The 25,214-nt window shown below is 62.1% G+C and carries 23 protein-coding genes; 8 read left to right on the top strand and 15 right to left on the bottom strand.

The genetic code is table 11. The features are described from left to right. Positions 1-448: 448 nt before the first annotated feature. The 9 genes from msrQ to mrcB form a co-directional block, all read right to left on the bottom strand. Complete coding sequence (gene msrQ, locus EGJ09_RS07830) at positions 449-1,063, bottom strand: protein-methionine-sulfoxide reductase heme-binding subunit MsrQ (protein WP_125923568.1); 615 nt, start codon at positions 1,061-1,063, stop codon at positions 449-451. Continuing rightward, positions 1,063-2,076: a protein-methionine-sulfoxide reductase catalytic subunit MsrP gene (gene msrP / locus EGJ09_RS07825; RefSeq protein ID WP_125923567.1), complete on the bottom strand. Its 1,014-nt coding sequence runs from the start codon at positions 2,074-2,076 to the stop codon at positions 1,063-1,065. Before msrP ends, msrQ begins: the two co-directional genes overlap by 1 nt. Positions 2,077-2,152: 76 nt before the next feature. Further along, on the bottom strand, positions 2,153-3,004 hold the full coding sequence (pssA, locus tag EGJ09_RS07820) for a CDP-diacylglycerol--serine O-phosphatidyltransferase (RefSeq protein WP_012312687.1): 852 nt from the start codon (positions 3,002-3,004) through the stop codon (positions 2,153-2,155). A gap of 150 nt (positions 3,005-3,154) precedes the next feature. Continuing rightward, a complete protein-coding gene (gene ilvC / locus EGJ09_RS07815) occupies positions 3,155-4,171 on the bottom strand; it encodes a ketol-acid reductoisomerase (protein WP_012312686.1) in 1,017 nt (338 codons plus the stop codon). Between the two features lie 54 nt (positions 4,172-4,225). Further along, positions 4,226-4,717, bottom strand: coding sequence for an acetolactate synthase small subunit (gene ilvN / locus EGJ09_RS07810; RefSeq protein ID WP_003250040.1), 492 nt, complete (start codon positions 4,715-4,717; stop codon positions 4,226-4,228). A 1-nt stretch (position 4,718) separates the two neighbouring features. After that, positions 4,719-6,443 carry an acetolactate synthase 3 large subunit gene (locus tag EGJ09_RS07805; protein ID WP_115275469.1) on the bottom strand — a complete coding sequence of 575 codons (1,725 nt, stop codon included), beginning with the start codon at positions 6,441-6,443 and terminating at the stop codon, positions 4,719-4,721. Between the two features lie 414 nt (positions 6,444-6,857). Then, entirely contained in the window at positions 6,858-7,184 is a 327-nt protein-coding gene (locus EGJ09_RS07800; protein WP_012312684.1) for a YqcC family protein, read from the bottom strand. Then, positions 7,184-7,972 (bottom strand): M48 family metallopeptidase, encoded by a 789-nt coding sequence (locus EGJ09_RS07795; RefSeq protein WP_046788177.1) that lies wholly within the window; start codon positions 7,970-7,972, stop codon positions 7,184-7,186. Before EGJ09_RS07795 ends, EGJ09_RS07800 begins: the two co-directional genes overlap by 1 nt. 15 nt (positions 7,973-7,987) lie before the next feature. After that, positions 7,988-10,309, bottom strand: a complete 2,322-nt coding sequence (gene mrcB / locus EGJ09_RS07790; protein ID WP_115273557.1) for a penicillin-binding protein 1B — start codon at positions 10,307-10,309, stop codon at positions 7,988-7,990. Between the two features lie 117 nt (positions 10,310-10,426). Between mrcB and EGJ09_RS07785 the strand changes: the two genes are divergently transcribed. Both EGJ09_RS07785 and EGJ09_RS07780 read left to right on the top strand, forming a co-directional pair. Then, entirely contained in the window at positions 10,427-11,989 is a 1,563-nt protein-coding gene (locus EGJ09_RS07785; protein ID WP_119688260.1) for a bifunctional aminoglycoside phosphotransferase/ATP-binding protein, read from the top strand. Between the two features lie 177 nt (positions 11,990-12,166). Continuing rightward, positions 12,167-12,445: a TfoX/Sxy family protein gene (locus EGJ09_RS07780; RefSeq protein WP_012312680.1), complete on the top strand. Its 279-nt coding sequence runs from the start codon at positions 12,167-12,169 to the stop codon at positions 12,443-12,445. A 201-nt stretch (positions 12,446-12,646) separates the two neighbouring features. Here the strand turns inward: EGJ09_RS07780 and EGJ09_RS07775 are convergent, their stop codons facing one another. The 4 genes from EGJ09_RS07775 to EGJ09_RS07760 are packed head-to-tail and all read right to left on the bottom strand — an operon-like array spanning position 12,647 to position 16,232. Next, positions 12,647-13,534 (bottom strand): ChaN family lipoprotein, encoded by an 888-nt coding sequence (locus tag EGJ09_RS07775; RefSeq protein WP_125923566.1) that lies wholly within the window; start codon positions 13,532-13,534, stop codon positions 12,647-12,649. A 12-nt stretch (positions 13,535-13,546) separates the two neighbouring features. Next, a complete protein-coding gene (locus tag EGJ09_RS07770; RefSeq protein WP_125923565.1) occupies positions 13,547-14,314 on the bottom strand; it encodes a heme ABC transporter ATP-binding protein in 768 nt (255 codons plus the stop codon). Further along, positions 14,314-15,297: an iron ABC transporter permease gene (locus tag EGJ09_RS07765; protein WP_174142464.1), complete on the bottom strand. Its 984-nt coding sequence runs from the start codon at positions 15,295-15,297 to the stop codon at positions 14,314-14,316. The genes EGJ09_RS07770 and EGJ09_RS07765 overlap by 1 nt, the downstream gene beginning before the upstream one ends. A 50-nt stretch (positions 15,298-15,347) precedes the next feature. Continuing rightward, the gene (locus EGJ09_RS07760; RefSeq protein WP_125923564.1) at positions 15,348-16,232 is read right to left on the bottom strand and encodes a hemin ABC transporter substrate-binding protein; all 885 of its coding nucleotides are present in this window, start codon (positions 16,230-16,232) and stop codon (positions 15,348-15,350) included. A gap of 149 nt (positions 16,233-16,381) precedes the next feature. On the opposite strand from EGJ09_RS07760, the gene EGJ09_RS07755 reads away from it, so the two are divergent. After that, on the top strand, positions 16,382-16,699 hold the full coding sequence (locus EGJ09_RS07755; RefSeq protein ID WP_115273551.1) for a Rieske (2Fe-2S) protein: 318 nt from the start codon (positions 16,382-16,384) through the stop codon (positions 16,697-16,699). Here EGJ09_RS07755 and sfsA read toward each other — a convergent pair. Both sfsA and EGJ09_RS07745 read right to left on the bottom strand, forming a co-directional pair. Beyond that, positions 16,689-17,402, bottom strand: a complete 714-nt coding sequence (gene sfsA, locus EGJ09_RS07750) for a DNA/RNA nuclease SfsA (protein ID WP_039604039.1) — start codon at positions 17,400-17,402, stop codon at positions 16,689-16,691. The two genes, EGJ09_RS07755 and sfsA, sit on opposite strands and share 11 nt — an antisense overlap. Further along, on the bottom strand, positions 17,402-18,574 hold the full coding sequence (locus EGJ09_RS07745; protein WP_125923563.1) for a pyridoxal phosphate-dependent aminotransferase: 1,173 nt from the start codon (positions 18,572-18,574) through the stop codon (positions 17,402-17,404). Before EGJ09_RS07745 ends, sfsA begins: the two co-directional genes overlap by 1 nt. A gap of 210 nt (positions 18,575-18,784) precedes the next feature. Between EGJ09_RS07745 and dksA the strand changes: the two genes are divergently transcribed. The 5 genes from dksA to EGJ09_RS07720 all read left to right on the top strand — a co-directional run bounded on the left by dksA (position 18,785) and on the right by EGJ09_RS07720 (position 25,003). Then, on the top strand, positions 18,785-19,228 hold the full coding sequence (dksA, locus tag EGJ09_RS07740; protein ID WP_039604811.1) for an RNA polymerase-binding protein DksA: 444 nt from the start codon (positions 18,785-18,787) through the stop codon (positions 19,226-19,228). Positions 19,229-19,291: 63 nt separating this feature from the next. Further along, positions 19,292-20,179, top strand: a complete 888-nt coding sequence (gene gluQRS / locus EGJ09_RS07735) for a tRNA glutamyl-Q(34) synthetase GluQRS (RefSeq protein WP_125923562.1) — start codon at positions 19,292-19,294, stop codon at positions 20,177-20,179. 244 nt (positions 20,180-20,423) lie between these two features. Further along, complete coding sequence (locus EGJ09_RS07730) at positions 20,424-20,600, top strand: hypothetical protein (protein WP_003250005.1); 177 nt, start codon at positions 20,424-20,426, stop codon at positions 20,598-20,600. Continuing rightward, positions 20,584-23,559: a sensor histidine kinase gene (locus EGJ09_RS07725; protein WP_161872474.1), complete on the top strand. Its 2,976-nt coding sequence runs from the start codon at positions 20,584-20,586 to the stop codon at positions 23,557-23,559. Before EGJ09_RS07730 ends, EGJ09_RS07725 begins: the two co-directional genes overlap by 17 nt. Positions 23,560-23,563: 4 nt before the next feature. Then, entirely contained in the window at positions 23,564-25,003 is a 1,440-nt protein-coding gene (locus EGJ09_RS07720) for a sigma-54 dependent transcriptional regulator (protein ID WP_125923561.1), read from the top strand. Positions 25,004-25,214 lie beyond the last annotated feature (211 nt).

Below are 25,214 nucleotides of genomic sequence, written 5' to 3'. Positions count from 1 at the left end.
TACTCACAAGCACCCACACGAATTGCTTGATTCGATTTGTTAAAGAGCGTTTGGTTAAGAGCTTTTCGTCTCAACCGAGGCGCGCATTCTACGCTTTCCTCAGAGCCTGTCAAGCGTTTATTTTGAAGTTTTTTGCGAGAAACTCGTTCAACTTCAAACACTTGGCTCGCTGCGATCTCTCGTAGCGGGAGGCGAATCATACAGCGTTTAGAAGCGCTGTCAACCACCATTTCAACCGCTATCGATCAGACGACCGAAGCACCACCAGCACCACCTAGATTAAGCAACTCTTTGAATTTCAAGGAGTTTCTCGTTCCGACTACGCTGGAAGTGGGGCGCATTATAAGGGGATTCGGGAGGGCGTCAACCTTTAATTTCAAGAAATTGAAATATAGGCAGAAATGGCTCTATCAAGCACAGCAGGTGTTCGCCATTGTCCTTTTAGCGCCTACGAAGCCCCCCCTCCCCGCCGCCCCATGATTCGAGGCACTCGCCGCGCCACCGCCGGCACCCGCAGCACCATCAACAAGCCAGCAATGGCCGCGTAGATCGCCCACTCGCGCAGATCGGAGCGCACAATCCACAGGAAGTGCAGCAGGCCCAAACCGAGAATCACATACACAAGCTTGTGCAGTTTCTTCCAGCGCGCGCCCAAGCGCCGCTGACTGTAACGATTGGAAGTCACCGCCAACGCCAGCAAGCCAAGGAAGCCGAGCGCCCCCACAATGATGTACGGCCGCTTGCGCAGCTCGACGGCAAACTGCCCCCAATCCAGCCCCAAGATAAAGAACAGGTAGCAAAGGAGGTGCAGCACGATATAGGCAAAACACCACAACCCCAGTTGCCGACGCACAACGATCCACCCCGACCAGCCTGTCAGCTTCTGCAGCGGCGTCATGCTCAGCGTGATCAAAAGGAAGATCAACGCCCCCAGCCCAAGCCGATCCATAAGGATCTTCCCAGGGTCCGGTCCGAGCAGGTTCATCGCCGCCTCATACAACCACCACAGCGGAAACAGACAACCCACTATAAAGATGGCCAGGCGCAGCCAGGGATAACGCATCAATAGTTCTTCCGCAGGTCGAGGCCAGCGTACAGCGACGCCACTTCATCGGCGTAGCCATTGAACATCTGTGTCTGTCGCACGTTGGGGCTGAACAGCCCACTGGGCAGGCGCCGTTCGCGCGCCTGACTCCAGCGCGGGTGATCGACCTCGGGGTTCACGTTGGCATAGAAACCATATTCATCAGGCGCAAGACTCTCCCAGGTCGTGCGCGGCCGTTCGTCCACCAGGCTGATCCGCACGATCGACTTGATGCTCTTGAACCCGTACTTCCACGGCACCACCAGGCGCAGCGGCGCACCGTTCTGGTTGGGCAACTCGCGCCCATACATGCCGACCGCCAGGATGGCCAGCGGGTTCATCGCCTCATCCAGGCGCAAGCCCTCTTCGTACGGCCAATCGATCAACGCGAAGCCCGAACGCTGCCCCGGCATGTGCTGCGGATCCTGCAGGGTCTCGAACCGTACATAACGCGCTTTTGAGGTCGGTTCAACCTGCTTGAGCACTTGCGCCAGGGGAAAGCCCAACCAGGGGATGACCATTGACCAGGCCTCCACGCAGCGTAACCGATAGATACGCTCCTCAAGCGCGTAGGGTTTGACAAAGTCTTCCAGCGCATAACGCCCGGGCTTGCCAACCTCACCATCGACCACCACCGACCAGGGTTCGGTCTTCAGGCTCCCGCCATTGGCGGCGGGGTCGCCTTTATCAGGCCCGAACTCATAGAAGTTGTTGTAATGAGTGGCATCCTTGAAGGGCGTGATCGCCTCGTCTTTTACCGTCACCGCTTGCCAACGCGTGTCAGCCAGCTTGCTGGTGAACCAGGCCGGTGCGTTACCTGCCTCGACATCTGCGTAACGCGATGTTTGGGCCGCGCGCGCCGCAAAGGGCATCGCACCCAGCGCAACGCCGGCCATGGAGCCACCCAACAGGGTACGACGGGAAAGGTAGATGCTTTCGGGAGTGATCTCCGATGCCTTGCAATCGGAAGACCTGGGAAGCTTTATGAGCATGACGGCTCCACAGCACTGGTTAACGGATGTACCAGTAAGACTATGGAGCCGCAGGGTTATTCCATCATTAAATCATTCAGGATTTACGATGGCGGCCTTTGAGCAGGAACTGGATCGGACCAGAAGCGGCGTAGGCAAGGAAAATCAGCAGCAAGATGCGCGGCGGGTCGCTGAATACCACGGCAAACACCAGCACCACCGCCAGGATCGCCACGAACGGCACGCGGCCCTTGAGGTCGAGCTCCTTGAAGCTGTTGTACTTGATGTTGCTGACCATCAACATACCGGCGGCGGCAACCAGCAGTGCCACCAGGAACGACAACTTGGAGCCCTGGATACCATAGTCGCTGAAGGCCCATACGGTACCGGCGACCACACCAGCGGCAGCCGGGCTGGCCAGGCCGATGAAGTAGCGCTTGTCGGCAGTACCGACCTGGGTATTGAAACGCGCCAGGCGCAGCGCGGCACCGGCCACATAGATGAAGGCGACCATCCAGCCGACCTTGCCCATGTCGCCCAGCGCCCAGCCAAAGGCCAGCAGGGCCGGGGCCACGCCGAAGGCGACCATGTCCGACAACGAGTCGTACTCGGCCCCGAAGGCGCTCTGGGTGTTGGTCATGCGGGCGACACGGCCATCGAGGCCGTCGAGCACCATGGCCACGAAGATGGCGATGGCGGCAAATGCAAAGTACTTGCTCGCCTCGCGCGGGTCGCCAGCACTCAGGGCGCTCTGCGCGCTCATCGAGTTGATGATGGAATAGAAACCGGCAAACAGGTTGGCGGTGGTGAACAGGTTGGGCAACAGATAGATACCGCGATGGCGCACCTTGCGCCCTTCGGCATCATGCCCTTCTTCAACGTGCTCATCGACAGGTAGCAGGCTTTCGGCGTCGGAGGGCTTGTTCGGCTCTTCGGGACGTTCGCTCATGGAGGGTACCTTGCAACAGGATGGAAAATGTTCGACACGGGCCCGCGAAACAGGTTCTGACGGCAGGCCACTGGTCTGCTTTATACCAGAAGCTGAATGCCAGAACGAAAAAACGCGGCCGAAGCCGCGTTTTTCGTCATTCGATAAGACTCAGTTCTTGGTCTTGTCGACGATTTTGTTAGCCGAGATCCACGGCATCATCGAACGCAGCTGCTCGCCGATGACTTCGATACCGTGAGCGGCGTTGTTGCGACGCTTGGCGGTCATCGATGGGTAGTTGGTGGCGCCTTCGGAGATGAACATCTTCGCGTACTCGCCGTCCTGGATGCGCTTCAGAGCGTTGCGCATGGCCTTGCGGGATTCTTCGTTGATGACTTCCGGACCGGTGACGTACTCACCGTATTCGGCGTTGTTGGAGATCGAGTAGTTCATGTTGGCGATGCCGCCTTCGTACATGAGGTCGACGATCAGCTTCAGCTCGTGCAAGCACTCGAAGTAGGCCATTTCCGGCGCGTAGCCAGCTTCGACCAGGGTTTCGAAACCGGCTTTGACCAGCTCGACGGTACCGCCGCACAGAACGGCCTGCTCACCGAACAGGTCGGTTTCAGTCTCGTCCTTGAAGGTGGTTTCGATGATGCCGGTACGGCCGCCACCAACGCCCGAAGCGTAGGACAGGGCGACGTTCTTGGCGTTGCCGGAGGCGTCCTGGTAGATAGCGATCAGGTCAGGGATACCGCCGCCTTTGACGAACTCGGAACGCACGGTATGGCCCGGGGCCTTCGGCGCGATCATGATTACGTCGAGGTCGGCACGTGGAACGACCTGGTTGTAATGGATCGAGAAACCGTGGGAGAAGGCCAGGGTGGCGCCCTTCTTGATGTTCGGCTCGATTTCGTTCTTGTACAGAGCGCCCTGGAACTCGTCCGGGGTCAGGATCATGACCAGGTCGGCAGCAGCGACGGCGGTGGCGACGTCGGCCACTTTCAGGCCGTGGGCTTCAGCCTTGGCAACGGTAGCCGAACCTTTACGCAGACCGACGGTAACGTCTACACCGGAGTCCTTCAGGTTGCACGCTTGGGCGTGGCCCTGGGAACCGTAACCGATGATGGCGACTTTCTTGCCCTGGATGATGGAAAGGTCGCAGTCTTTATCGTAGAAAACTTTCATGAAATACCCCTGGTTATATCTCGGCCCCTGCGGAGCCATCGCTAATTTTTGAATTCAAATGCTGAGCACTTTGTCGCCACGGGCAATGCCGGTGACGCCACTGCGCACGGTTTCGAGAATCGATGCAGTGCCGATGGCCTGGATGAAGCTGTCCAGTTTGTCGCTGGTACCACTGAGCTGTACGGTGTACACGCTGGCGGTAACATCGACGATCTGGCCACGGAAGATGTCCGTGGTGCGCTTGATCTCGGCACGCTGGGCACCGGTGGCCTTGACCTTGACCAGCATCAGTTCACGCTCGATGTGAGCGCTTTCCGACAGGTCGACAAGCTTGACCACTTCGACCAGCTTGTTGAGGTTCTTGGTGATCTGTTCGATCACTTCGTCATGGCCAACGGTGGTCAGCGTCAGACGCGACAGGGTCGGGTCTTCGGTGGGCGCCACGGTCAGGCTTTCAATGTTGTAGTTGCGCTGGGAGAACAGGCCGACCACGCGGGACAGAGCACCGGGTTCGTTTTCCAGCAGCAGGGAAATGATGTGCCGCATATCAGGTACGCTCCGTCTTGCTCAGCCACATGTCACGCATCGAGCCATCCTTGATCTGCATCGGATAGACGTGCTCGGTACGGTCGACCGCGATGTCGATGAACACCAGGCGGTCCTTCATCGCGAAGGCTTCTTCGAGCTTCGGCTTGAGGTCCTTCAGGCTGGTGATGCGGATACCCACATGGCCATAGGCCTCGGCCAGCTTGATGAAGTCAGGCAGCGACTCGACATAGGAGTGCGAGTGACGGCCGTTGTAGGCCATGTCCTGCCACTGACGGACCATGCCCAGCACGCCGTTGTTCAGGTTGACGATCTTCACCGGCAGGCCGTACTGCATGCAGGTGGACAGCTCCTGGATGTTCATCTGGATGCTGCCTTCGCCAGTCACGCAGGCCACGTCCTGATCCGGGAAATTGAGCTTGATGCCCATGGCTGCCGGGAAACCGAAGCCCATGGTGCCCAGGCCACCGGAGTTGATCCAGCGGTTCGGCTTGTTGAAGCGGTAGTACTGTGCTGCGAACATCTGGTGCTGACCGACGTCGGAGGTGACGAAAGCATCGCCGTTGGTCACTTCGCACAAGGTCTCGATGACGGTCTGCGGCTTGATGACGCTGCCGTCGCCCTTGTTGTAGGGGAACAGGTCGCCATTACCGCGCCACTCGTCGATCTGCTTCCACCAGGCTTCGGCCGCTGCCTTGTCTGGCTGCTCGCCGATTTCCTTGAGGATGCCCAGCATCTCGTTCAACACGCTGTCGACCGGGCCCACGATCGGCACATCGGCCTTGATCATCTTGGAGATCGACGCCGGATCGATGTCGATGTGAATGATCTTGGCATTCGGGCAGAACTTGGCCGGGCCATTGACCACGCGGTCATCGAAGCGTGCACCGACCGCGAAAATCACATCGGCATTGTGCATGGCCATGTTCGCGGTGTAGCTACCGTGCATGCCGAGCATGCCCAGGAACTGGCGGTCGGTACCCGGGAAGCAGCCAAGGCCCATCAGGGTATTGGTGACTGGCAGGTTCAGCGACTTGGCGATTTCGGTCAGCGCTTCGGAGCCACCACCGAGAATCACACCGCCACCGGCATAGACGATCGGACGCTTGGCAGCCAGCAGCATCTCGGCAGCCTTGCGGATCTGGCCGGAGTGGCCACGCACTGCCGGGCTGTAGGAGCGCAGCTTGACCTTCTTCGGATAGACGTATTCGAACTTCTCGGCCGGGTTGGTCATATCTTTTGGAATGTCGACCACGACCGGGCCTGGACGGCCGGATTGCGCCAGATAGAAGGCTTTTTTCAGAACTTCAGGGATCTCGGTAGCGTGCTTGATCATGAAGCTGTGCTTCACGATCGGCCGCGAGATGCCGATCATGTCGGTTTCCTGGAAGGCATCGGTACCCACCATGGTGCTAGGCACCTGGCCGGACAGGATGACCATCGGAATCGAGTCCATGTAAGCGGTGGCAATACCGGTGATGGCATTGGTCGCGCCCGGGCCGGAGGTTACCAGCACCACACCGGCCTTGCCGGTGGCGCGGGCGTAGCCGTCCGCCATATGGGTAGCAGCCTGCTCGTGACGAACCAGGATGTGCTCGACTTCCGGTTCCTTGAACAGGGCGTCGTAAACATGCAGGAGAGCACCACCAGGGTACCCGTAGATGTGCTTAACGCCTTCGTCACGCAAGAAGCGGACGACCATCTCAGCGCCAGATAAAAGCTCCACGTTGTTCACCTCTAAAACGCCAGAATACCGTCCCTAGTGGACGGGTCTTAATAGGTTTACTGCCAAGCAGAGCATGAGCGAACGTCAGCACTGACTGAGCAAGTATTGGGAGCACCCCTGAGTGTTGCGGGGTTATCCCACCCAGCGCGAGGTAACGCGTTGCGGGGTGTAACAGGTCGGCGCGGGTGTGCGCCTCATGATCTGCTTAGCGGGTCTGCTTCTGGCAGTCCCTCTAAAGCGGAAACTGGATTCTTGTGATTTGGCGGCTACAAGTCAAGAAAAATTATTGCCAATTTTTCCTCAAGATGAATTCCTGCCACCACTAAAAACCGACACAGCAGCAGGAAAAATAACTTTTCCACAAAAAAGGGCCACAATCTGCGGCCCCTGAAGGAAAAAGAGAAGAAATCAGGCTCAAGCAGCGATCAATTGATCGAACTCTGCCAGCAGGCGTCGCAACTCACGACTCTGCTCCGGCCGGTCGACGAACACCGTCTCGGCCATCACCAGAATGCTCGAGGCGTTGGGCAGCGGTTGACCAAGCTCGATGATGATCTTCATTCGCGGCAGGAATATCCACTGCAGCCACTGCTCGAAGCTCATGCTATCGACCGCAAAAGGCACTGTGCTGGCCAGCGCCTCATCGCTTGGCGGCTCGTCAGCCCACCAGCCCTGCACGATCAACTCACGCTCGATGAGCAGCAGGTGGTCGGCGATGTCCAGAATGCGCTGCTCGATCATCAGGAGTTGACCCGCGCTTTTTGCCGGGCCAGCGCGGCGCCGGCGCTGTCACCCTGCTTCTCACGGGCCTGGGCGATGGTGTTCCACAGCTCGGCCTGAAGGTCAGGGCGACCATTGGCATAGGTCAGGGCACGGCGCGCCAATTGCTCGGCCTGCGCCGCATCGCCCTGGGACAGGCGCACCTGCGCCAGACGGAACAGTACCTGCGGCTCACGCGGGGCGATGCGCTGGGCGCGCTCCAGGCTCGAGGCCGCACCGTTGAAGTCGCCACTGCCCTGTTGCGACTGGGCGGTGGTCAACAATGCCAGCACCGGGCCATCGAGCTGCTCGTCAGCCGACAGCCCCCCGGATGCCGCACTGCTGCGCGGAATGCCGGTTGGCGCGCTGGCAGCGGCCGGGGCACTGTTCATCGACGCGATGTCGAACGGTTCGTCGGCGATCGGGTTGGGGTTGGTCGTCATCGGTGCAGATGTGCCGGGGCCAGTGGTAATCGGCGTGGTGCTGATCGGGGCCACGCCATTGCCTGCCGGGAACGTCTGGATGCCCGTGGCACCGGCACCTTGCGGAATCATCACGGTCACGCCGGAGTCCTCAGGCAGGGTCTGCGCCTGCGAGGTGCCATTGCTGATGCCGGCCGCCGAGCGGTTGGCCGTCACGCGTTCACTGTTGGACACCCGTGTGCTCGAGTCTACAACCGGGATGTTGCCACGCTGAACGCTGGAACAGCCCTGCAGCACCACCAGTGCCGTCACGGCAGGAAACCACCACTTTTTCACTTCACACCTCATCAATGCTGCCAGGGCTTAATTCATCCAGCCTTTGACCCAGTCCATGACCGATTCTGCCGGATTCTGCTCGCCGCCACAGATCGCGCCGGCGGGCGGTTCGCTCCCGCGAATATACGGCATCTGCACCGCCCCCGGACAGCTTGCGTCGGAACCCTGCCCACTGTAGGGGTCGATCCAGGCCTGTACCACGTTGTCCGGTTGCGGCATGTCCAGCGGCAGCGGGTCAGCCTTCTTCATGAAGCTGGTCCACACCTGCAGGGCACCGGTGGCGCCAGTGAACGGCGTCTTGCCGTTATCGTCACGGCCCATCCACACCACCGCCAGCAGGTCCTGGCTGAAGCCTGAGAACCAACTGTCACGCGAGTCGTTACTGGTACCGGTCTTGCCCGCCAGGGTCAGCGACCTGGGCAGCACGTTGTACACGGAGCGGCCGGTACCTTCGCGCATCACCCGCTGCATCGCGTTCTGTACCAGGTAGATGGAGCCCGGATCGAAGGTCTGCTGGATCTGGAACGGGTAACGCTTGAGCGGCTCACCTTCGGCGGTGAGCACACTGCGGATGCCGCGCATCGGCGTATTGAAACCGCCATTGGCGATGGTCTGGTACATCGTCGCCACCTGCATCGGCGACATGCCACCGGCCCCCAGCAGCATTGCCGGGAACGCTGGCCAGTCGACATTGACCCCGAGCCGGCCGATGGTCTTGATGACGTTGGGCACACCCACTTCCAGGCCGATCTTGGCGGTCGACAGGTTGTAGGAGTTGGCCAGCCCCTGGTACAGGTAAATGGTGCCATGCGGGCGGCGGTCATAGTTTTGCGGGCGCCACACCTGGCCATTGGCGCCCTTGACCGAAAACGCCTCGTCCTGCACCCAGCTGGTCAGGGTGTACTTGCTCGGCTGCTCCAGCGCGGTCAGGTATACCGCCGGCTTGACCAGCGAGCCAATCGGCCGCACGGCATCGATGGCACGGTTGAAGCCGGCGAATCCGGCCTGACGACTGCCGATAAGGGCCTGCACCTCACCGGTTTCCGGGTTGGTCACGACCATCGCCGATTCGACCTCGTCAGCGCCTTTGCGCCCCGACAGACGCTTGAAGGTCTCATTCATCGAGGTTTCGGCCTTCATCTGCAGGATCGGGTCGAAACTGGTGAAGATGCGCAGGCCCTCTTCAGTCAAGTCTTCGTCGCGATAGTCCTGGCGCAGCTGGCGCTTGACCAGGTCGAGGAAGGCCGGGAACGAACTGTCGGCCAGGCTGCCTCGCTTGGTCACGCCCAGCGGCATCTTCTTCGCCGCATCGACCGCTTCCTGGCTCGCAACGCCCTGCTCGGCCACAAGGTCCAGGACCAGGTTACGCCGCGCCAGAGCCCGCTCGGGGTGGCGACGCGGGTTGTAGTAGGACGGCCCTTTGACCATACCCACCAACAGGGCGATCTGGTGCAATTTGAGCTCCGACAGCGGTTGGCTGAAGAAGAACTGGCTGGCCAGGCCGAAGCCATGCACGGCGCGCTGGCCATCTTGGCCGACGAACACCTCGTTGAGGTAGGCCTCGAGAATTTCGCGCTTGTCGTAGTGCATCTCCAGCAGTACGGCCATCATCGCTTCGGTCAGCTTGCGGCTGAGGGTGCGCTCGCTGGTCAGGTAGAAGTTCTTCACCAACTGCTGGGTCAGGGTACTGCCACCCTGGCGCATGGAACCGGAGGAGGTGTTGATCCACATTGCGCGTGCGATGGACTTTGGCGACACGCCGAAGTGGCTGTAGAAGTCTCGGTCTTCGGTTGCCACCAGGGTTTCGAGCAAGTACGGCGGCACCTGATCGATCTTGATCAGGATGCGGTCCTCGAGGTTCTTCGGGTAGATGCCCCCGATCATCAACGGCTCGAGGCGCACCACATCCAGCTTGCCATTGTTGGCGCCGGACAGCCCGGCAACGTAGTCGCCGGAGAAGCGCACACGCACGAACTGCGCGGGCTCCATACCCTCGTAGAACTGGAAGCCGCGGGTGTTGAGGTCGACGGTGTTACCGTTGACAGCCGCAGCGCCCGGGCCATTGGCCGCGCTTTCACGCCGGTAGCCGAGGGCATCGAGTTCGGTGAGGAAGTCGTTCTTGCTCAGCTTCTGGCCGACGAACAGCTCCAGCGGCCGGGCGTACACCTTGGCAGGGATGGTCCAGCGCTTGCCGGAGAACTTCTCCTGGACGACAGCATCGAGGTAAACCGCGAAGCCGGCAACGATCACCAGGCCGACCAGGCTGAGCTTCAACGCCCAGCCCAGCCAGGCGCGCGAGCGGCCGGTCGGGCGTTTCTTAGGAGTACGGGAATTTCGGGTTCGAGTCATGGCGGCGGATTATACGCACTTTGTAAAGGCTGGGCAGGCGCCCTCTGGCGGTATGCAGGGACGGCACCATTGACCATAATGGCGCCTTCGAATTCCCTGCCCCCGGAAGGATTTCCCGTGAGCCAAGCCTTGATCAAAGCGTTGCAGAACCCTGCCCTCTACCCTCACCCCGTGGACGGGTTCCAACTCATCGAGACGCATATCTCCTGGGTCCTGCTCACTGGCGAATACGCCTACAAGATCAAGAAGCCGATGAATTTCGGCTTCCTCGACTTCACCGGGCTTGATCAGCGCCAGCATTTCTGTAACGAAGAGTTGCGCCTGAACCAGCGCCTGACCGACGGCCTGTACCTGGAAGTGCTGCCGATCACTGGCAGCGCCGAAGCCCCGCAGCTCGGCGGTGAAGGTGCGGCGATCGAGTACGCGCTGAAAATGCGCCAGTTCCCGCAGGGGCAGATGCTCAACACCCTGCAGGCCAACGGTGAACTCAATGCCGGGCACATCGACCAAATGGCCCGGCAGATCGCCGAATTCCACCTGCAAACTCCGAAAGTGCCCGCCGAGCAGCCCTATGGCTCACCTGAAAGCGTCATGGCCCCGGTCGAGCAGAACTTCGAGCAGATCCGCCCATTCCTCAGTGACAAGGCCGACCTGCAGCAGCTGGACAACCTGCAGGCCTGGGCGCGCAGCAGTTTCGAACGCCTTGAAGGCCTGTTCGCGGCGCGCAAGGCCAATGGGTTCACCCGCGAATGCCATGGCGACATTCATTTGGGTAACGCCACCGTGATCGATGGCAAGGTGGTGATCTTCGACTGCATCGAGTTCAACGAACCCTTCCGCATGACCGACGTCTGGGCCGACACCGGTTTCCTCGCCATGGACCTGGAAGACCGCGGCCTCAAATGCCTGGCGCGGCGCTTCGTCAGCCAGTACCTGGAGCTGACCGGCGACTATGAAGGCCTGGAAGTGTTGAACTTCTACAAGGCCTACCGCGCCCTGGTCCGCGCCAAGATCGCCCTGTTCAGCATGCCGGCCAATGCCGATGGCGTGCAGCGCGCCACCAGCCTGCGCACCTACCGCAACTACGCCAACCTGGCTGAAAGCTACAGCGCCATCCCTTCGCGCCTGCTGGCCATCACCCATGGCGTCTCGGCCGTGGGCAAGAGCCACGTCGCCATGCGCCTGGTCGAAGCCTTGGGCGCCGTGCGCGTGCGTTCCGATGTGGAGCGCAAGCGCCTGTTCGGTGAACAGCAGAAAGCCGAAGCAGGCCAACTGCAAGCCGGCATCTACGACAACGATGCCAGCACCGCCACCTACCAGCGCCTGCACCAGCTTGCCGCGACCATCCTGCGCGCAGGCTTCCCGGTAGTGCTCGATGCCACTTACCTCAAGCACGAACACCGCAAGGCCGCAGCCGAGGTCGCGAGCGATACCGGCGTGCCACTGCTGATCCTCGATTGCCAGGCACCGGAGGCGGTCATCGCCAGTTGGCTGGCGCAGCGCCTGGCCCAGAATAGCGACCCGTCGGACGCCACCCTGGAAGTGGTCAAGGCACAGCAGGCCAGCCGTGAGCCATTGGATGACGTTGAACTGCAGCAGAGCACACGTGTTGATACTCAGGATGCCAGCAGCATGGACCAGGTGATCGACCAGGTCCGTCAGCGTTTGCCCGGTCTTTGATTCAACGCAATTCGGGCCGGCAATTGGCCGGCCCGCATTCCTGCACCCAGCGCAAACAGGGCATCTCGTCGCCCCCGATGGCAAAAGGCCGCGCATTTTCCAACCCCCGCTACACTCCTCTCTGACCTGCTCGCGATTTATCCCCTAATACCCGTTCAGCCATCGCAAGGAGGCTCGATGAACGATGAATTGCAGCATCTGAAGAATCTTGGAAAGACCTCCGCGCAGTGGTTGCATGCGGCCGGTATCCACAGTGCATCGGATTTGCGTCGACTCGGCGCGGTAGGTGCGTACCAGGCCGTGAAAACCCGAGGATTCCGGGCGTCGAAGGTGTTGCTGTACGCCATTGAAGGCGCGCTGCTGGACATGCACTGGAACGATTTGCCGGCCGAACGCAAGCAAGCGCTCAATCAACAACTGGATGCGAAATGCCCTGCGCAAAAAAATGCAAAATAAACATCAGATGGGGATTGACTCGATAATGAGAATCGTTATGATTATCACAACTGGTCGCGAGACTGGTTGGATAAGCTGAAAGCCCCTGGTTCGGACTCTCAGATTATCTCCTCATCAGGCTAATCACGGTTATTGACCCGGCATTTTTGCCGGGTCTTTTTTTTGCTTGTCACTGCATTGCCAGCGCCCGCGCTTCCCCGTCTACCTACGCAACCGTGCGCAATAGTCCTGCTCCGGCATCGCAGCCGTATACCACACAAAGTCTGCCATCCCCGCCTCGACCTGCTGACCGACCTCGGCCAGCAGCAGCACTTTGCTCTGCCCCTCGGCCCCCAGGTCGGCAAGGTGCAGCGGCACGCCCAGGTCCTTGCGTGCGTGGAATGCACCGGCGAACAACAAGGCCGGCTGCGGCGCTGCCAGCAGCCGCTCGGCAATGCGCCGGTCACGTTGTTGCTGAACGGCCAGCATGGCCGGCAACTGGCTCTCGGGGAGCAAATTACAGTGCCCGGCCCTCACCTGCTCGAGCAATGCCGCCTTTACTGACGGGGCATTGGACTGCGCCCCCGGCACCGCCGCCGCCTGCCGGTAGGCTTGGCGCATTTCGCCAGGCGACAGGTTGGCGGCCAGAAGGGGAATATGGTTACCCAGTGCTTCACGTACGATCGGCCCGTACAGCTGCCAGTCCCAGCCCTCCTGCCACGCCAGGGCCTTGGGCAGGTCCTGCGGCAACCGCGCCTGGTCTTCAACCGCATCGACCCGTGACTGCTGCTGCGGTTGCAGCATTTCCAGAAGCAGGCTGCCCTGGGCACGCCGGGCCTGCATGGCGCGGATCAACCAAAGTTGCAAGGCGTGATGGTCGGCATTGTCATGCTTTTCGCCTACCAGCACTCGCGGTACGCCAGCCAGTTGCTCGACCAGCTGTTCCGGGCTGATGACCTTGCCACTGGCCAGGTCGTGGATTTGCCCCAGGTCTGCGCTGTCACGCCCCTCGCTACTCTGCCAGGCGGGTAACGGCGGCAAGCTGGCCTGGCAGCCACCCAACGCCAGCAACAAGCCCAGCAACGCGCCAGACAGTAAGGAATGATGCATCGGCAACGCCTCCTAGCGGGTGATGATCAGCGGATGCCCCCGTTCCGGATGGGCCTGCACCAATACGTCAATGCCGAACACGGCCTTGAGCGCCCTGGGCGTCAATACCTCCTGCGGAGACGCCAGAGCATGGGCACGGCCGCCTTCGAGCAACAGGATACGATCACAGTAGCGCGCCGCCAGGTTCAGGTCATGCAGGATCACCAATACCGCTGCGCCGCGATCGGCAAAACTGCGCACGGCTTGCAAGGTGGTGTGCTGGTGCAAGGGATCGAGCATCGAGGTCGGCTCGTCAAGCAGCAGCGTAGTCCCCTGCTCACCCGGCCAAAGCTGAGCCAGTACGCGGGCCAGATGCACCCGTTGCCGCTCTCCGCCCGACAAAGCCAGGTAACTGCGACCCAGCAGGTGCCAGGCATCCGCCGCGTGCAGGGCCGCCTCAACGATCTCAGCGTCACGCACCTGGCCGCTGCCATGCGGCATTCGCCCCATGCCCACCACTTCCTCGACCCTGAACGCAAAGCCCAGGCTGGACACCTGCGGCAACACCGCCAGGCGCCTGGCCCGCGCCTGCCCAGGCCAATCGGCCAACGGCCGGCCCAGCAGCGTCACGCTTCCTTGGCCGGGCGACAGCTCGCCACACAGCACGCCCAGCAGGCTGCTCTTGCCTGCACCATTCGGCCCGAGCACGCCCATGACCTGGCCCGGGTGCAATTGCAGGTGGAGGTCTTGCAGTACTTCATTCCCACCACGACGCAGGTACAGGCCCTCGACTTGCAACATCAGCTGCGCCCTCTGATCAGCAGAACCAGGAAAAACGGCGCACCGATAAATGCCGTGACAATACCGATCGGCAACTCGGCCGGCGCCAGCGCCAAGCGTGCCACCAGGTCGGCGAGCAGCATCAGCACGCCGCCGGCCAACAACGAGGCGGGCAACACCACGCGGTGATCAGGCCCGGCCAGCAAGCGCACCAGGTGCGGTACCACCAGGCCGATGAAGCCGATAAGCCCCGCCGCCGCAACGGCCGCTCCCACACCCAAGGCCGTGCAGAACACCAACTCGCGCTTGAGCCGCTCCACCTCGATCCCCAGGTGCCGCGCCTCGGACTCGCCCAGCAGCAAGGCATTGAGCGCCCGCGCCCGGCGCGGCAACCACAGCGCGACGCCTGCGGCAACGATCAGCAACGGCCACAGCCGGTCGTAGCTGGCACCATTGAGACTGCCCAGGTTCCAGAAGGTCAGCGTGCGCAGGGTGGCATCGTCGGCCAGGTAGGAAAACAGGCCAACCGCCGCGCCCCCCAGCGCAGTCATGGCTACACCGGCCAGCAACATTGTGGCCACATTGGTCTGCCCGTCGCGCCGCCCAAGGCGATAGACCAGCGCGGTGACCCCGAGGCCGCCGGCAAAGGCGCACAGTGACAATAAGTAAGGTGCGAAAGCCTCAGGCATGCCGCCAAACCAACTACCGCCAACGATAGCCACTGCGGCGCCCATCGCGGCACCGGCGGAGACACCCACAAGCCCAGGGTCGGCCAGCGGATTGCGGAACAACCCCTGCATGGCCACACCGCACAGCGCCAGCACCGCCCCCACTGCCAAACCCAGCAGTGTGCGTGGCAGGCGAATCTGGCCCAGGATCATTTCGGCCTGCTGCAGGCCTTCGCCATCGATGCGCAGCCCCGATAACCGCAGGCCCGCGCGCAAGGTATCGAACAGCGGCAAGCTCACAGGGCCCAACGCGAGGGACAGCCATACCGCCAACAGGCACAGCAGGCTCAGGCAGATAATCAGTGTACGTGGCTGCACGCGCGGCTTCATTGCGTGAAGCTGACCTTTGCCGCCGGGTAGAGCGCAGCCGCCAGGTCTTGCAGGGCCAGCGGCAAGCGCGGGCCCAGGCCGCCAACCAGCAAGGTCGGGTCGAGTGGCACCAGGCGCCTGTCGCGTACCGCGCGGGAGGCGTTCAGGGCCGGGTTTTCCTTGAGCAGTGCCTGCAGGGCCTGGTCGCCGACCAAGGCGCGGTCGGAGAACACCACGACATCCGGGTCCAGCGCCGCCAACGCCTCATTGGAGAAGTTCTTGTATCCCTGATGCTCCGCCAGGTTTCGCCCACCTGCCTGACGCAGCAGCCAGTCACCTGCGGTGCCCTGCCCGGCAATCAGCGGTTTGGCACCGGCATGGCCGACCAGCAACAGCACACCCGGCACCTTGTGGCTGGCCTGAGCCTGCTTGACCTGCTCCTGCAATACCTCGAGCTGCTGATGATAATCGGCAACGAGTTGCGCGGCCTTCTGCTCGGCGCCGAGCAACATACCCAACTGCTCGAGGTTTGCATCCACGGCGGCGAGGTCAGCCTTGCTGGAGAGCAGCTCCACCCGAACGCCGGCTTTGCGGATTTGCGCAAGCACAGGTGGCGGCCCCATCTCTTCTGTGCCCACCAGTACATCCGGGCGCAAGCTGAGAATGCCCTCGGCCGACAACTGGCGCTGGTAACCGATACTTGGCAGGCCCTTGAGTGACTCAGGATGCTGGCTGGTGGTGTCCACACCCACCAGGCGCGGTTCGCCGCCCAGTGCGCTGATCCACTCGCTCAATGCGCCGCCAGCACTGACCCAGCGCTGTGGCAGGTCGGCGGCCAGGGCCTGGGTGCAAGTAACCAGGGCCGCACACAAGGCAAGCAAGACAGTGGGACGACGCATCATCGGATTCCTTCTGAAGGCGAGCCACACGCCTTGTGGCGAACGGCGGAACTGCGCACCATAGACAACCGGGCGCAGCGATAGCGGGCAATTTGATAATTATTCGCATTGACGCGTCAAGCCATCACTTGTTTCACGAGTCGTTCCCGCAAATGCACTTCCTTTGTACTTCCGCAGCGCTGGCCGAGGGCCACAGCCGCGCCTTCAGCGTAGACGGCACCGAACTGTTCGGCGTGCGTCGCCAGGGCCGTGTGCACCTGTATCGCAACCGCTGCCCGCACCGGGGTATCCCCTTGAACTGGCAGGCGGACGCATTTCTCGATGACAGTGCCAGCCTGATCCACTGCGCCCATCACGGGGCGCTGTTCCTGATTGAGAATGGCGAATGCGTGGCAGGCCCCTGCGAAGGTGACGCGCTGCAGGCCCTGGACTGCCTGGAAGATAGCCAGGGCATCTGGCTCAGGGGTTGAGCAGCACCGGTAGCGGACGGTCGATGACGATGTGCCCGGCATCCAGGCGCGCACCATAGGCCAGCACCTCTACTCCATCCGCCACCGCGGTGCGCAGTGCCCGGGCATAAGCCGCATCGATCTCGTCGGCCGGGCGCACCGCTTCGATGCCTGTCAGGTTCACACAGTACAACTGCACCGCACGTATACCTTGCCGGGCCAGCGTCGCCAGTTCGCGCAGGTGCTTGGCACCGCGCTGGGTGACAGCATCCGGGAAAGCGGCCACTGCCGTGTCCGGGTACCCCAGTGTCACGCTCTTGACCTCGACGTAGGCCGGCCCGTGGTCGAACTCCAGGCGAAAGTCCACGCGGCTGCCTTCTTCACCGTAGGCCACCTCACGTTTGAGTGCAGTGAAGCCCGCCAGCTCTCGGATCACGCCGGCGCGAAGCGCTTCTTCGACCAGCGCGTTGGCCCGCCCCGTGTTGACGCAGGCCAGCCGCCCCTGGGGCGTTTCACTGATTTCCCAGGTGCCCGGCAGCTTGCGCTTGGGGTCGTTGGAGCGACTGAACCAGACCTGCCCGCCCTCACGCATGCAATTGAGCATGGAGCCGGTGTTGGGGCAATGGATGGTCAGTTGCTCCCCATTGGCCAGTTCGATGTCCGCCAGGAACCGCTTGTAGCGGCGCAACAGCCGCCCCTGCTCGAGTGGAGGAAAGAACACCATCAGCCTTGCCAGCTCCGTAAGCCCCGGGCGATGCGCTGGACCGCTTCCTCCAGCCGCGGCAGGCTCTGGGTGTAGGCAAAGCGCACATGATGGCCGGCCAGGTGGCGACCAAAATCCAGGCCCGGCGTGAACGCCAGGTGCTCGGTTTTCAGAAAGTGCCGACAAAAGGCAAAGGCATCGCCACCAAAGGCACTGATGTCGGCATATAGATAGAACGCGCCCTGCGGCTCCACGGCAATGCGAAAGCCCAGTTCGCGCAGGGCGGGCAACAGGTAGTCGCGACGACGGGCAAACTCGGCGCGGCGCGCTTCGAATATTGCCAGGGTTTCAGGCTGGAAGCAGGCCAGTGCGGCGTGCTGGGCCATGCTGGGCGCGCTGATGTACAGATTTTGCGCCAGCTTTTCCAGATCGGCCACGGCGTCAGGCGGGGCAACCAGCCAGCCAAGCCGCCACCCGGTCATGCCGAAATACTTGGAAAAACTATTCAGGACGAATGCCGAATCATCCACCTCCAGGACGCTTGCAGCGTCCATGCCGTATGTCAGCCCGTGGTAGATCTCGTCCACCACCAGGTGGCCATTTCGTTCGCGGGTGGCCTTGGCCAGGCTGGCCAGCTCATCACGCTCCAGCACCGTACCGGTGGGGTTGGCTGGCGAGGCGACCAGGGCACCGACAGTGTCCTGGTTCCAGTGACGGGCCACCAGGTCGGCGGTCAGCTGGTAGTTCACCTCAGGCCCGACAGGTACCAGTTGCGCACCACCCTCGACCAGTCGCAGGAAGTGGCGGTTGCATGGATAGCCGGGGTCTGCCAACAGCCAGTGCTTGCCCGGGTCGACCAGCAGGCTGCTGGCCAACAGCAGCGCGCCAGAGCCCCCCGGGGTGATCAGGATGCGTTCAGGGTCTACCGCAACGCCATAACGCTGGTCGTAAAAACCCGCAATCGCCTCGCGCAGTGCCGGCAGGCCACGCGCGGCGGTATAGCGGGTATGCCCGGCAGCCAGCGCTGCCTGGCCTGCCTCGACGATAGGCGCGGCAGTGGTGAAGTCCGGCTCGCCGATCTCCAGGTGGATCACATCATGACCGGCCGCTTGCAGCTCGTTGGCCCGCGCCAGCAACGCCATGACGTGGAAGGGTTCGATGGCGCGGCTGCGCGCACTGTAGGGGTGAGCCATGACCTTCTCTCAATTGGGTCTAAACTGGTGATTCTACCTCTGCGCGGCACCGAACGTGCGCTTCACGGCGCTGTCAACAGCTAGGACCGGGCGGGCTAGCGCACCCCCGATCTATCTGGTAAGTTCGGCGGCTCGCAGTCGCAGGGCCGGCGGGTGCCGGAGATGGAGCATCCTGCGCATTGGATCAGATGAGTGAGAGGCGGTCTATTCATGTCCACCGTAGAAAAGCAAAAAGTCCAGACCATGTACGGTGTCGAGCCCTACGTCGAAAGCAAGGGTGAGGCGTACATGGGCGAGCCCATGAAAAAGCACTTCACCAAGCTGCTCAATGCCTGGAAAGGCGAGCTGATGGTCAGTGTGGATCGCACCGTTGATCACATGAAAGACGAAGCGGCCAACTTCCCGGACCCGGCCGACCGCGCCAGCCAGGAAGAGGAATTCGCCCTTGAGCTGCGCAACCGCGATCGCGAGCGCAAGCTGATCAAGAAGATCGACAAGACCCTGCAGAAAATTCAGGACGACGAGTACGGCTGGTGCGACTCCTGCGGTATCGAGATCGGCCTGCGCCGTCTGGAAGCCCGTCCGACTGCCGACCTGTGCTTCGACTGCAAGGAAATCGCGGAGAAAAAGGAAAAAACAGTCGGCAAAGGCTGATCCTTCTCCTACCCGAACGGGGCGCATCATGCGCCCCGTTTCATTTCATACGCACGACCACCCATGAACGACTCCCGCTACATCGGACGCTTCGCCCCCACCCCCAGCGGTTTTCTGCACTTCGGCTCGCTGGTCGCAGCCCTCGCCTCCTGGCTTGACGCCCGTGCGGTCAATGGCCGCTGGCTGCTTCGCGTGGAAGACACCGACCCGCCCCGGGAAATGCCGGGCGCCCGTGATGCAATCCTGCAGACGCTGGAGCGCTATGGGCTGGAGTGGGACGGCGAGGTTGTCTTCCAGAGCCAGCGCCACCCGGCTTATGCAGAAGTGGTCGAGCGCTTGTTCAATATGGGCCTGGCCTATGCCTGCACCTGTTCGCGCAAGCAGCTCGAAGGCTACAACGGCATCTATCCAGGGTTTTGCCGCAACGCCGGGCATGCCCGTGAAGGCGCGGCCATCCGCCTGCGGGTGCCAGAACTGCTCTACCGCTTTACCGATCGGGTGCAAGGGGCGTTCCAGCAACACCTTGGGCGCGAGGTGGGCGATTTCGTGATTCAGCGCCGCGACGGGCTGTATGCGTACCAGTTGGCCGTTGTGCTGGATGATGCCTGGCAAGGTGTTACCGACATCGTGCGCGGGGCCGACCTGCTCGACAACACGCCGCGCCAGTTGTACCTGCAGGAATTGCTGGGCTTTTCCCAGCCGCGCTACCTGCACATTCCGCTGATCGTGCAACCTGATGGGCACAAGCTGGGCAAGTCGTACCGTTCGCCGCCCCTTGAGGCTGGCCAGGCGACGCCGTTGCTGTTGCGGGCGTTGCGGGCATTGGGCCAGGAAGCCGACCCCCAGTTGTTGACGGCGACGCCGGCTGAAGTGTTGGCCGTGGCGCGCCAGCGCTGGCAGCCAGCGGCCATTGCACAGCGAACGACGGTGCCCGAGGCTGAGTTGAACTGAAGCATCACCGGCCCTATCGCCGGCAAGCCGACCCCCACAGGTACAGTGCAGTACCTATAGGTGTGGGTACTTGTGGGGGGCGGGCTTACCGACGATAGGGCCATTACAGGCAACTAACGTCTCAAAAACAAAAGCCCAATAATTTCAAACCCTTGGCGAACACCACCGATTCCCGCTAGCATCGCCCCAGCCATTTGCGCCAATAATAAGTCCAAGCCCGCAGCGCCCAACCATCGAGGCCAGCATGTACATCTATCGTTTGGTCCTGCTTCTGGTCGTGGGGATCTACCTGTTCTCCCCGGCCATCATGGACTGGTGGATCGAACCGACCGGTGCCTGGTACCGCCCTTACCTGCTCTGGCTGATCCTGATCGTCGTCACCTTCATCCTGCAGAGCCAACGAGATGCCGATGAGCTTTAGCCTGACCCAGATGATCCTGATCAGCGCCGCGTACCTGATGGTGCTGTTCGGCGTGGCCTGGATCAGCGAGCGTGGGTTGATACCCCGTTCGATCATTCGCCACCCGCTGACCTACACCCTGTCGCTGGGTGTCTACGCCAGCGCCTGGGCGTTCTACGGCTCGGTGGGCCTGGCCTATCAGTATGGCTACGGCTTCCTCGCCTGTTACCTTGGGGTGTCCGGCGCCTTCCTGCTGGCACCGGTGCTGCTCTACCCGATCCTCAAGATCACCCGCACCTACCAATTGTCGTCACTGGCCGACCTGCTGGCCTTTCGCTTTCGCAGCACCTGGGCCGGTGCGCTGACGACCATTTTCATGCTGATCGGGGTACTGCCCCTGCTGGCGCTGCAAATCCAGGCAGTGGCCGACTCGATCAGCATTCTCACCGGTGAACCAGTCAAGGCCCGGGTGGCCTTTGCCTTCTGTGCGCTGATCATCCTGTTCACCATCTTCTTCGGCTCACGCCACATCGCCACGCGCGAAAAGCATGAAGGGCTGGTGTTCGCCATCGCCTTCGAGTCGGTGATCAAGCTGCTGGCCCTGGGCGGCATTGGCCTGTATGCCCTGTACGGCGTGTTTGGTGGCCCGCACGGGCTGGAAGTGTGGCTGCTGCAGAACCAGACCGCCCTGGCAGCGCTGCATACCCCCCTGCAGGAGGGCCCATGGCGCACCCTGCTGCTGGTGTTCTTCGCCTCGGCCATCGTCATGCCGCACATGTACCACATGGCCTTCACCGAAAACCTCAACCCGCGCTCGCTGGTCAGCGCCAGCTGGGGCCTGCCGCTGTTCCTGCTGTTGATGAGCCTGGCCGTGCCGCTGGTGCTGTGGGCAGGCCTGCGCCTGGGTGCCAGCACCAACCCCGAGTACTTCACACTGGGCCTTGGTATCGCCGCCAACAACAAGGCGCTGGCACTGCTGGCCTATGTCGGTGGCTTGTCTGCCGCCAGCGGCCTGATCATCGTCACCACCCTGGCGCTGTCTGGCATGGCGCTCAACCACCTGGTGCTGCCGTTGTACCAGCCACCGGCCGAAGGCAACATCTACCGCTGGCTGAAATGGACCCGCCGCGCGCTGATAGTCGCCATCATCACCGCTGGCTTCATGTTCTACCTGAACCAGAACACCCACCAGAGCCTCGCCAACCTGGGCATCGTCGCCTTCGTCGCCACCTTGCAGTTCCTGCCTGGGGTGCTGTCGGTGCTGTACTGGCCGACCGCCAACCGCCGCGGCTTCATCGCCGGCCTGCTGGCCGGCACCCTGGTATGGATGGTGACCATGCTGCTGCCCCTGCTGGGCAATCTGCAGGGCTTCTACATCCCGCTGCTGGACATGATCTATGTGCTCGACGACACCAGCTGGCACATGGCGGCAATTGCCTCGCTGGCCGCCAACGTATTGTTGTTCACGCTGATTTCACTGTTCACCAACGCCAGCAGCGAGGAAGTCAGCGCCGCTGAAGCATGCGCGGTGGACAACGTGCGCCGCCCCCAGCGCCGCGAGCTGCATGCTGCTTCACCGCAGGAATTCGCCACCCAACTGGCCAAGCCACTGGGTGCCAAGGCTGCACAGAAGGAAGTCGAACAAGCCCTGCGTGACCTCTACCTGCCGTTCGACGAGCGCCGCCCCTATGCCCTGCGCCGCCTGCGTGACCGCATCGAGGCCAACCTTTCGGGCCTGATGGGGCCGAGCGTGGCCCAGGACATGGTCGAAACCTTCCTGCCTTACAAGTCTGGCAACGAGAACTACGTCACCGAAGACATTCACTTCATCGAAAGCCGCCTGGAAGACTACCACTCGCGCCTGACGGGCCTGGCTGCTGAACTCGATGCCTTGCGCCGCTACCACCGCCAGACCCTGCAGGAGCTGCCCATGGGCGTCTGCTCGCTGGCCAAGGACCAGGAAATCCTGATGTGGAACAAGGCCATGGAGGAGCTGACCGGCATCGCCGCCAAGCACGTGGTAGGGTCGCGCCTGGTAACCATCGATGAACCCTGGCGCGGCCTGCTGCAAGGTTTCATCAACGTGCCTGATGAGCACTTGCACAAGCAGCGCCTGGTACTGGACGGGCAGCCGCGCTGGCTGAACCTGCACAAGGCAGCCATCGATGAGCCCCTGGCACCCGGCAACAGCGGCCTGGTGCTGCTGGTCGAAGACCTCACCGAGACCCAGGCCCTGGAAGACAAGCTGGTGCACTCCGAGCGTCTTGCCAGTATCGGCCGCCTGGCTGCGGGCGTGGCCCACGAGATCGGCAACCCGATCACCGGCATCGCCTGCCTGGCGCAAAACCTGCGCGAGGAGCGCGAAGGGGACGGCGAGATCATCGAATTGTCGAGCCAGATACTCGAACAGACCAAACGGGTGTCGCGCATCGTGCAGTCGCTGATGAGCTTTGCCCATGCCGGCGGTAGCCACCAGAACAGCGAAGAGCCGGTGTGCCTGGCTGAAGTGGCCCAGGATGCCATCGGTCTGCTGGCGTTGAACCGGCGCAATTTCGAAGTACAGTTCTTCAACCTCTGCGACCCCGACCACTGGGCCGAGGGGGACCCCCAGCGCCTGGCCCAAGTCCTGATCAACCTGCTCTCCAACGCGCGCGATGCTTCGCCGCCCGGCAGCGCCGTGCGGGTACGCACCGAAGTCAGCGAGCACACCGTCGACCTGATCGTCGAGGACGAAGGCAGTGGGATTCCGAAGAACATCATGGACCGCCTGTTCGAACCTTTCTTCACCACCAAGGACCCGGGCGAAGGAACCGGACTGGGGCTCGCTCTGGTCTATTCCATCGTGGAAGAGCATTATGGGCAAATCACCATCGACAGCCCGGCCGACATCGAACGGCAACGTGGCACACGGATCCGCGTGACCCTGCCCCGGCATGTCGTAGCGACGTCCCCTGAAATTCGAGACCGTCGAGAGAATTGAATCAATGCCGCATATTCTGATCGTCGAAGACGAAACCATCATCCGCTCGGCCTTGCGTCGTCTGCTTGAGCGGAACCAGTACCAGGTCAGCGAAGCCGGCTCGGTGCAGGAAGCCCAGGAACGCTTCAGCATTGCCACCTTCGACCTGATCGTCAGCGACCTGCGCCTGCCCGGCGCGCCGGGAACCGAGTTGATCAAGCTCGGCCAAGGCACCCCGGTGCTGATCATGACCAGTTACGCCAGCCTGCGCTCGGCGGTGGACTCGATGAAGATGGGCGCGGTGGACTACATCGCCAAGCCTTTCGACCACGACGAAATGCTCCAGGCCGTGGCGCGCATCCTGCGCGACCGGCAGAGTGCGCCGGCACCCACCCCAGCCGCCGAGCCACGCAGCAACGGCAAGGCAGCGCCTGCCGACAAAGGCGCCCCGGCATCTGCCAACGGCGAGATCGGCATCATTGGCTCCTGCCCCCCCATGCAGGATATGTACAGCAAGATCCGCAAGGTGGCGCCCACCGATTCCAATGTGCTCATCCAGGGCGAGTCCGGTACCGGCAAGGAACTGGTAGCCCGTGCCCTGCACAACCTGTCACGGCGCGCCAAAGCGCCGATGATCTCGGTGAACTGCGCGGCCATTCCCGAAACCTTGATCGAGTCGGAACTGTTCGGCCACGAAAAAGGCGCGTTCACCGGTGCCAGCGCCGGGCGTGCCGGCCTGGTGGAAGCGGCAGACGGCGGCACCCTGTTCCTCGATGAGATCGGTGAACTGCCACTGGAAGCCCAGGCCCGTCTGCTGCGCGTACTGCAGGAGGGCGAAATCCGCCGGGTGGGTTCGGTACAGTCGCAAAAAGTCGATGTGCGCCTGATTGCCGCGACCCACCGCGACCTGAAAAACCTGGCCAAGGCTGGGCAATTCCGTGAAGACCTTTACTATCGCCTGCATGTGATCGCCCTGAAATTGCCAGCCCTGCGCGAGCGCGGCAGTGACGTCAACGAGATCGCCAGCGCCTTCCTCGCCAGGCAGAGCGCGCGCATCGGTCGTGACGACCTGCACTTCTCGCCTGAAGCCGAGCAAGCCATTCGTCATTACAGCTGGCCGGGCAACGTGCGCGAACTGGAGAACGCCGTAGAGCGTGCGGTGATTCTGAGCGAGAGCGCGGAAATATCGGCAGAACTGCTGGGTATCGATATCGAGCTGAGCGATATGGACGATGACGACCTTCTCGACAAGGCGATGGCCGCTGGCGCTGCCAGCAACGCCAGCCATGAGCCGACCGAGGATCTGTCGCTGGAAGACTACTTCCAGCATTTCGTGCTTGAGCACCAGGACCACATGACCGAAACCGAGCTTGCCCGCAAGCTCGGGGTCAGCCGCAAGTGCCTGTGGGAGCGCCGTCAGCGCCTGGGCATACCGCGCCGCAAGAGCAACGCTACCAGCGAATGATCGACTCCGATGGTGCACGCCGCAACAAAGGTGGCGCCAGTCAGATCGAGCGCCGCCCGCGCGGCGCTTGATCGCTTGGACGCTGAACAGCGTCGCGGCAACCCGTGGTAACACATCAGTACCGCAAAAATCTGTTACCCAATCTTTGCGCCGTAACAGTTCCCGAGGCGTACGGTAACGAAATTCCGACATTTACCACCCGCCAGCCTTC

It is taken from the genome of Pseudomonas sp. p106 (genome assembly GCF_003936645.1).
GTDB classification, from domain to species: domain Bacteria; phylum Pseudomonadota; class Gammaproteobacteria; order Pseudomonadales; family Pseudomonadaceae; genus Aquipseudomonas; species Aquipseudomonas putida_E.
This window is presented reverse-complemented; position numbering and strand designations above follow the sequence as displayed.

Excerpts from the sequence above, each read along its gene's own strand:
- msrQ (WP_125923568.1), bottom strand. The coding sequence starts at position 1,063 with ATGCGTTATCCCTGGCTGCGCCTGGCCATCTTTATAGTGGGTTGTCTG.
- msrP (WP_125923567.1), bottom strand. The coding sequence starts at position 2,076 with ATGCTCATAAAGCTTCCCAGGTCTTCCGATTGCAAGGCATCGGAGATC.
- pssA (WP_012312687.1), bottom strand. The coding sequence starts at position 3,004 with ATGAGCGAACGTCCCGAAGAGCCGAACAAGCCCTCCGACGCCGAAAGC.
- ilvC (WP_012312686.1), bottom strand. The coding sequence starts at position 4,171 with ATGAAAGTTTTCTACGATAAAGACTGCGACCTTTCCATCATCCAGGGC.
- ilvN (WP_003250040.1), bottom strand. The coding sequence starts at position 4,717 with ATGCGGCACATCATTTCCCTGCTGCTGGAAAACGAACCCGGTGCTCTG.
- EGJ09_RS07800 (WP_012312684.1), bottom strand. The coding sequence starts at position 7,184 with ATGATCGAGCAGCGCATTCTGGACATCGCCGACCACCTGCTGCTCATC.
- EGJ09_RS07795 (WP_046788177.1), bottom strand. The coding sequence starts at position 7,972 with ATGAGGTGTGAAGTGAAAAAGTGGTGGTTTCCTGCCGTGACGGCACTG.
- mrcB (WP_115273557.1), bottom strand. The coding sequence starts at position 10,309 with ATGACTCGAACCCGAAATTCCCGTACTCCTAAGAAACGCCCGACCGGC.
- EGJ09_RS07780 (WP_012312680.1), top strand. The coding sequence starts at position 12,167 with ATGAACGATGAATTGCAGCATCTGAAGAATCTTGGAAAGACCTCCGCG.
- EGJ09_RS07775 (WP_125923566.1), bottom strand. The coding sequence starts at position 13,534 with ATGCATCATTCCTTACTGTCTGGCGCGTTGCTGGGCTTGTTGCTGGCG.
- EGJ09_RS07770 (WP_125923565.1), bottom strand. The coding sequence starts at position 14,314 with ATGTTGCAAGTCGAGGGCCTGTACCTGCGTCGTGGTGGGAATGAAGTA.
- EGJ09_RS07760 (WP_125923564.1), bottom strand. The coding sequence starts at position 16,232 with ATGATGCGTCGTCCCACTGTCTTGCTTGCCTTGTGTGCGGCCCTGGTT.
- EGJ09_RS07755 (WP_115273551.1), top strand. The coding sequence starts at position 16,382 with ATGCACTTCCTTTGTACTTCCGCAGCGCTGGCCGAGGGCCACAGCCGC.
- sfsA (WP_039604039.1), bottom strand. The coding sequence starts at position 17,402 with ATGGTGTTCTTTCCTCCACTCGAGCAGGGGCGGCTGTTGCGCCGCTAC.
- EGJ09_RS07745 (WP_125923563.1), bottom strand. The coding sequence starts at position 18,574 with ATGGCTCACCCCTACAGTGCGCGCAGCCGCGCCATCGAACCCTTCCAC.
- dksA (WP_039604811.1), top strand. The coding sequence starts at position 18,785 with ATGTCCACCGTAGAAAAGCAAAAAGTCCAGACCATGTACGGTGTCGAG.
- gluQRS (WP_125923562.1), top strand. The coding sequence starts at position 19,292 with ATGAACGACTCCCGCTACATCGGACGCTTCGCCCCCACCCCCAGCGGT.
- EGJ09_RS07730 (WP_003250005.1), top strand. The coding sequence starts at position 20,424 with ATGTACATCTATCGTTTGGTCCTGCTTCTGGTCGTGGGGATCTACCTG.
- EGJ09_RS07725 (WP_161872474.1), top strand. The coding sequence starts at position 20,584 with ATGCCGATGAGCTTTAGCCTGACCCAGATGATCCTGATCAGCGCCGCG.
- EGJ09_RS07720 (WP_125923561.1), top strand. The coding sequence starts at position 23,564 with ATGCCGCATATTCTGATCGTCGAAGACGAAACCATCATCCGCTCGGCC.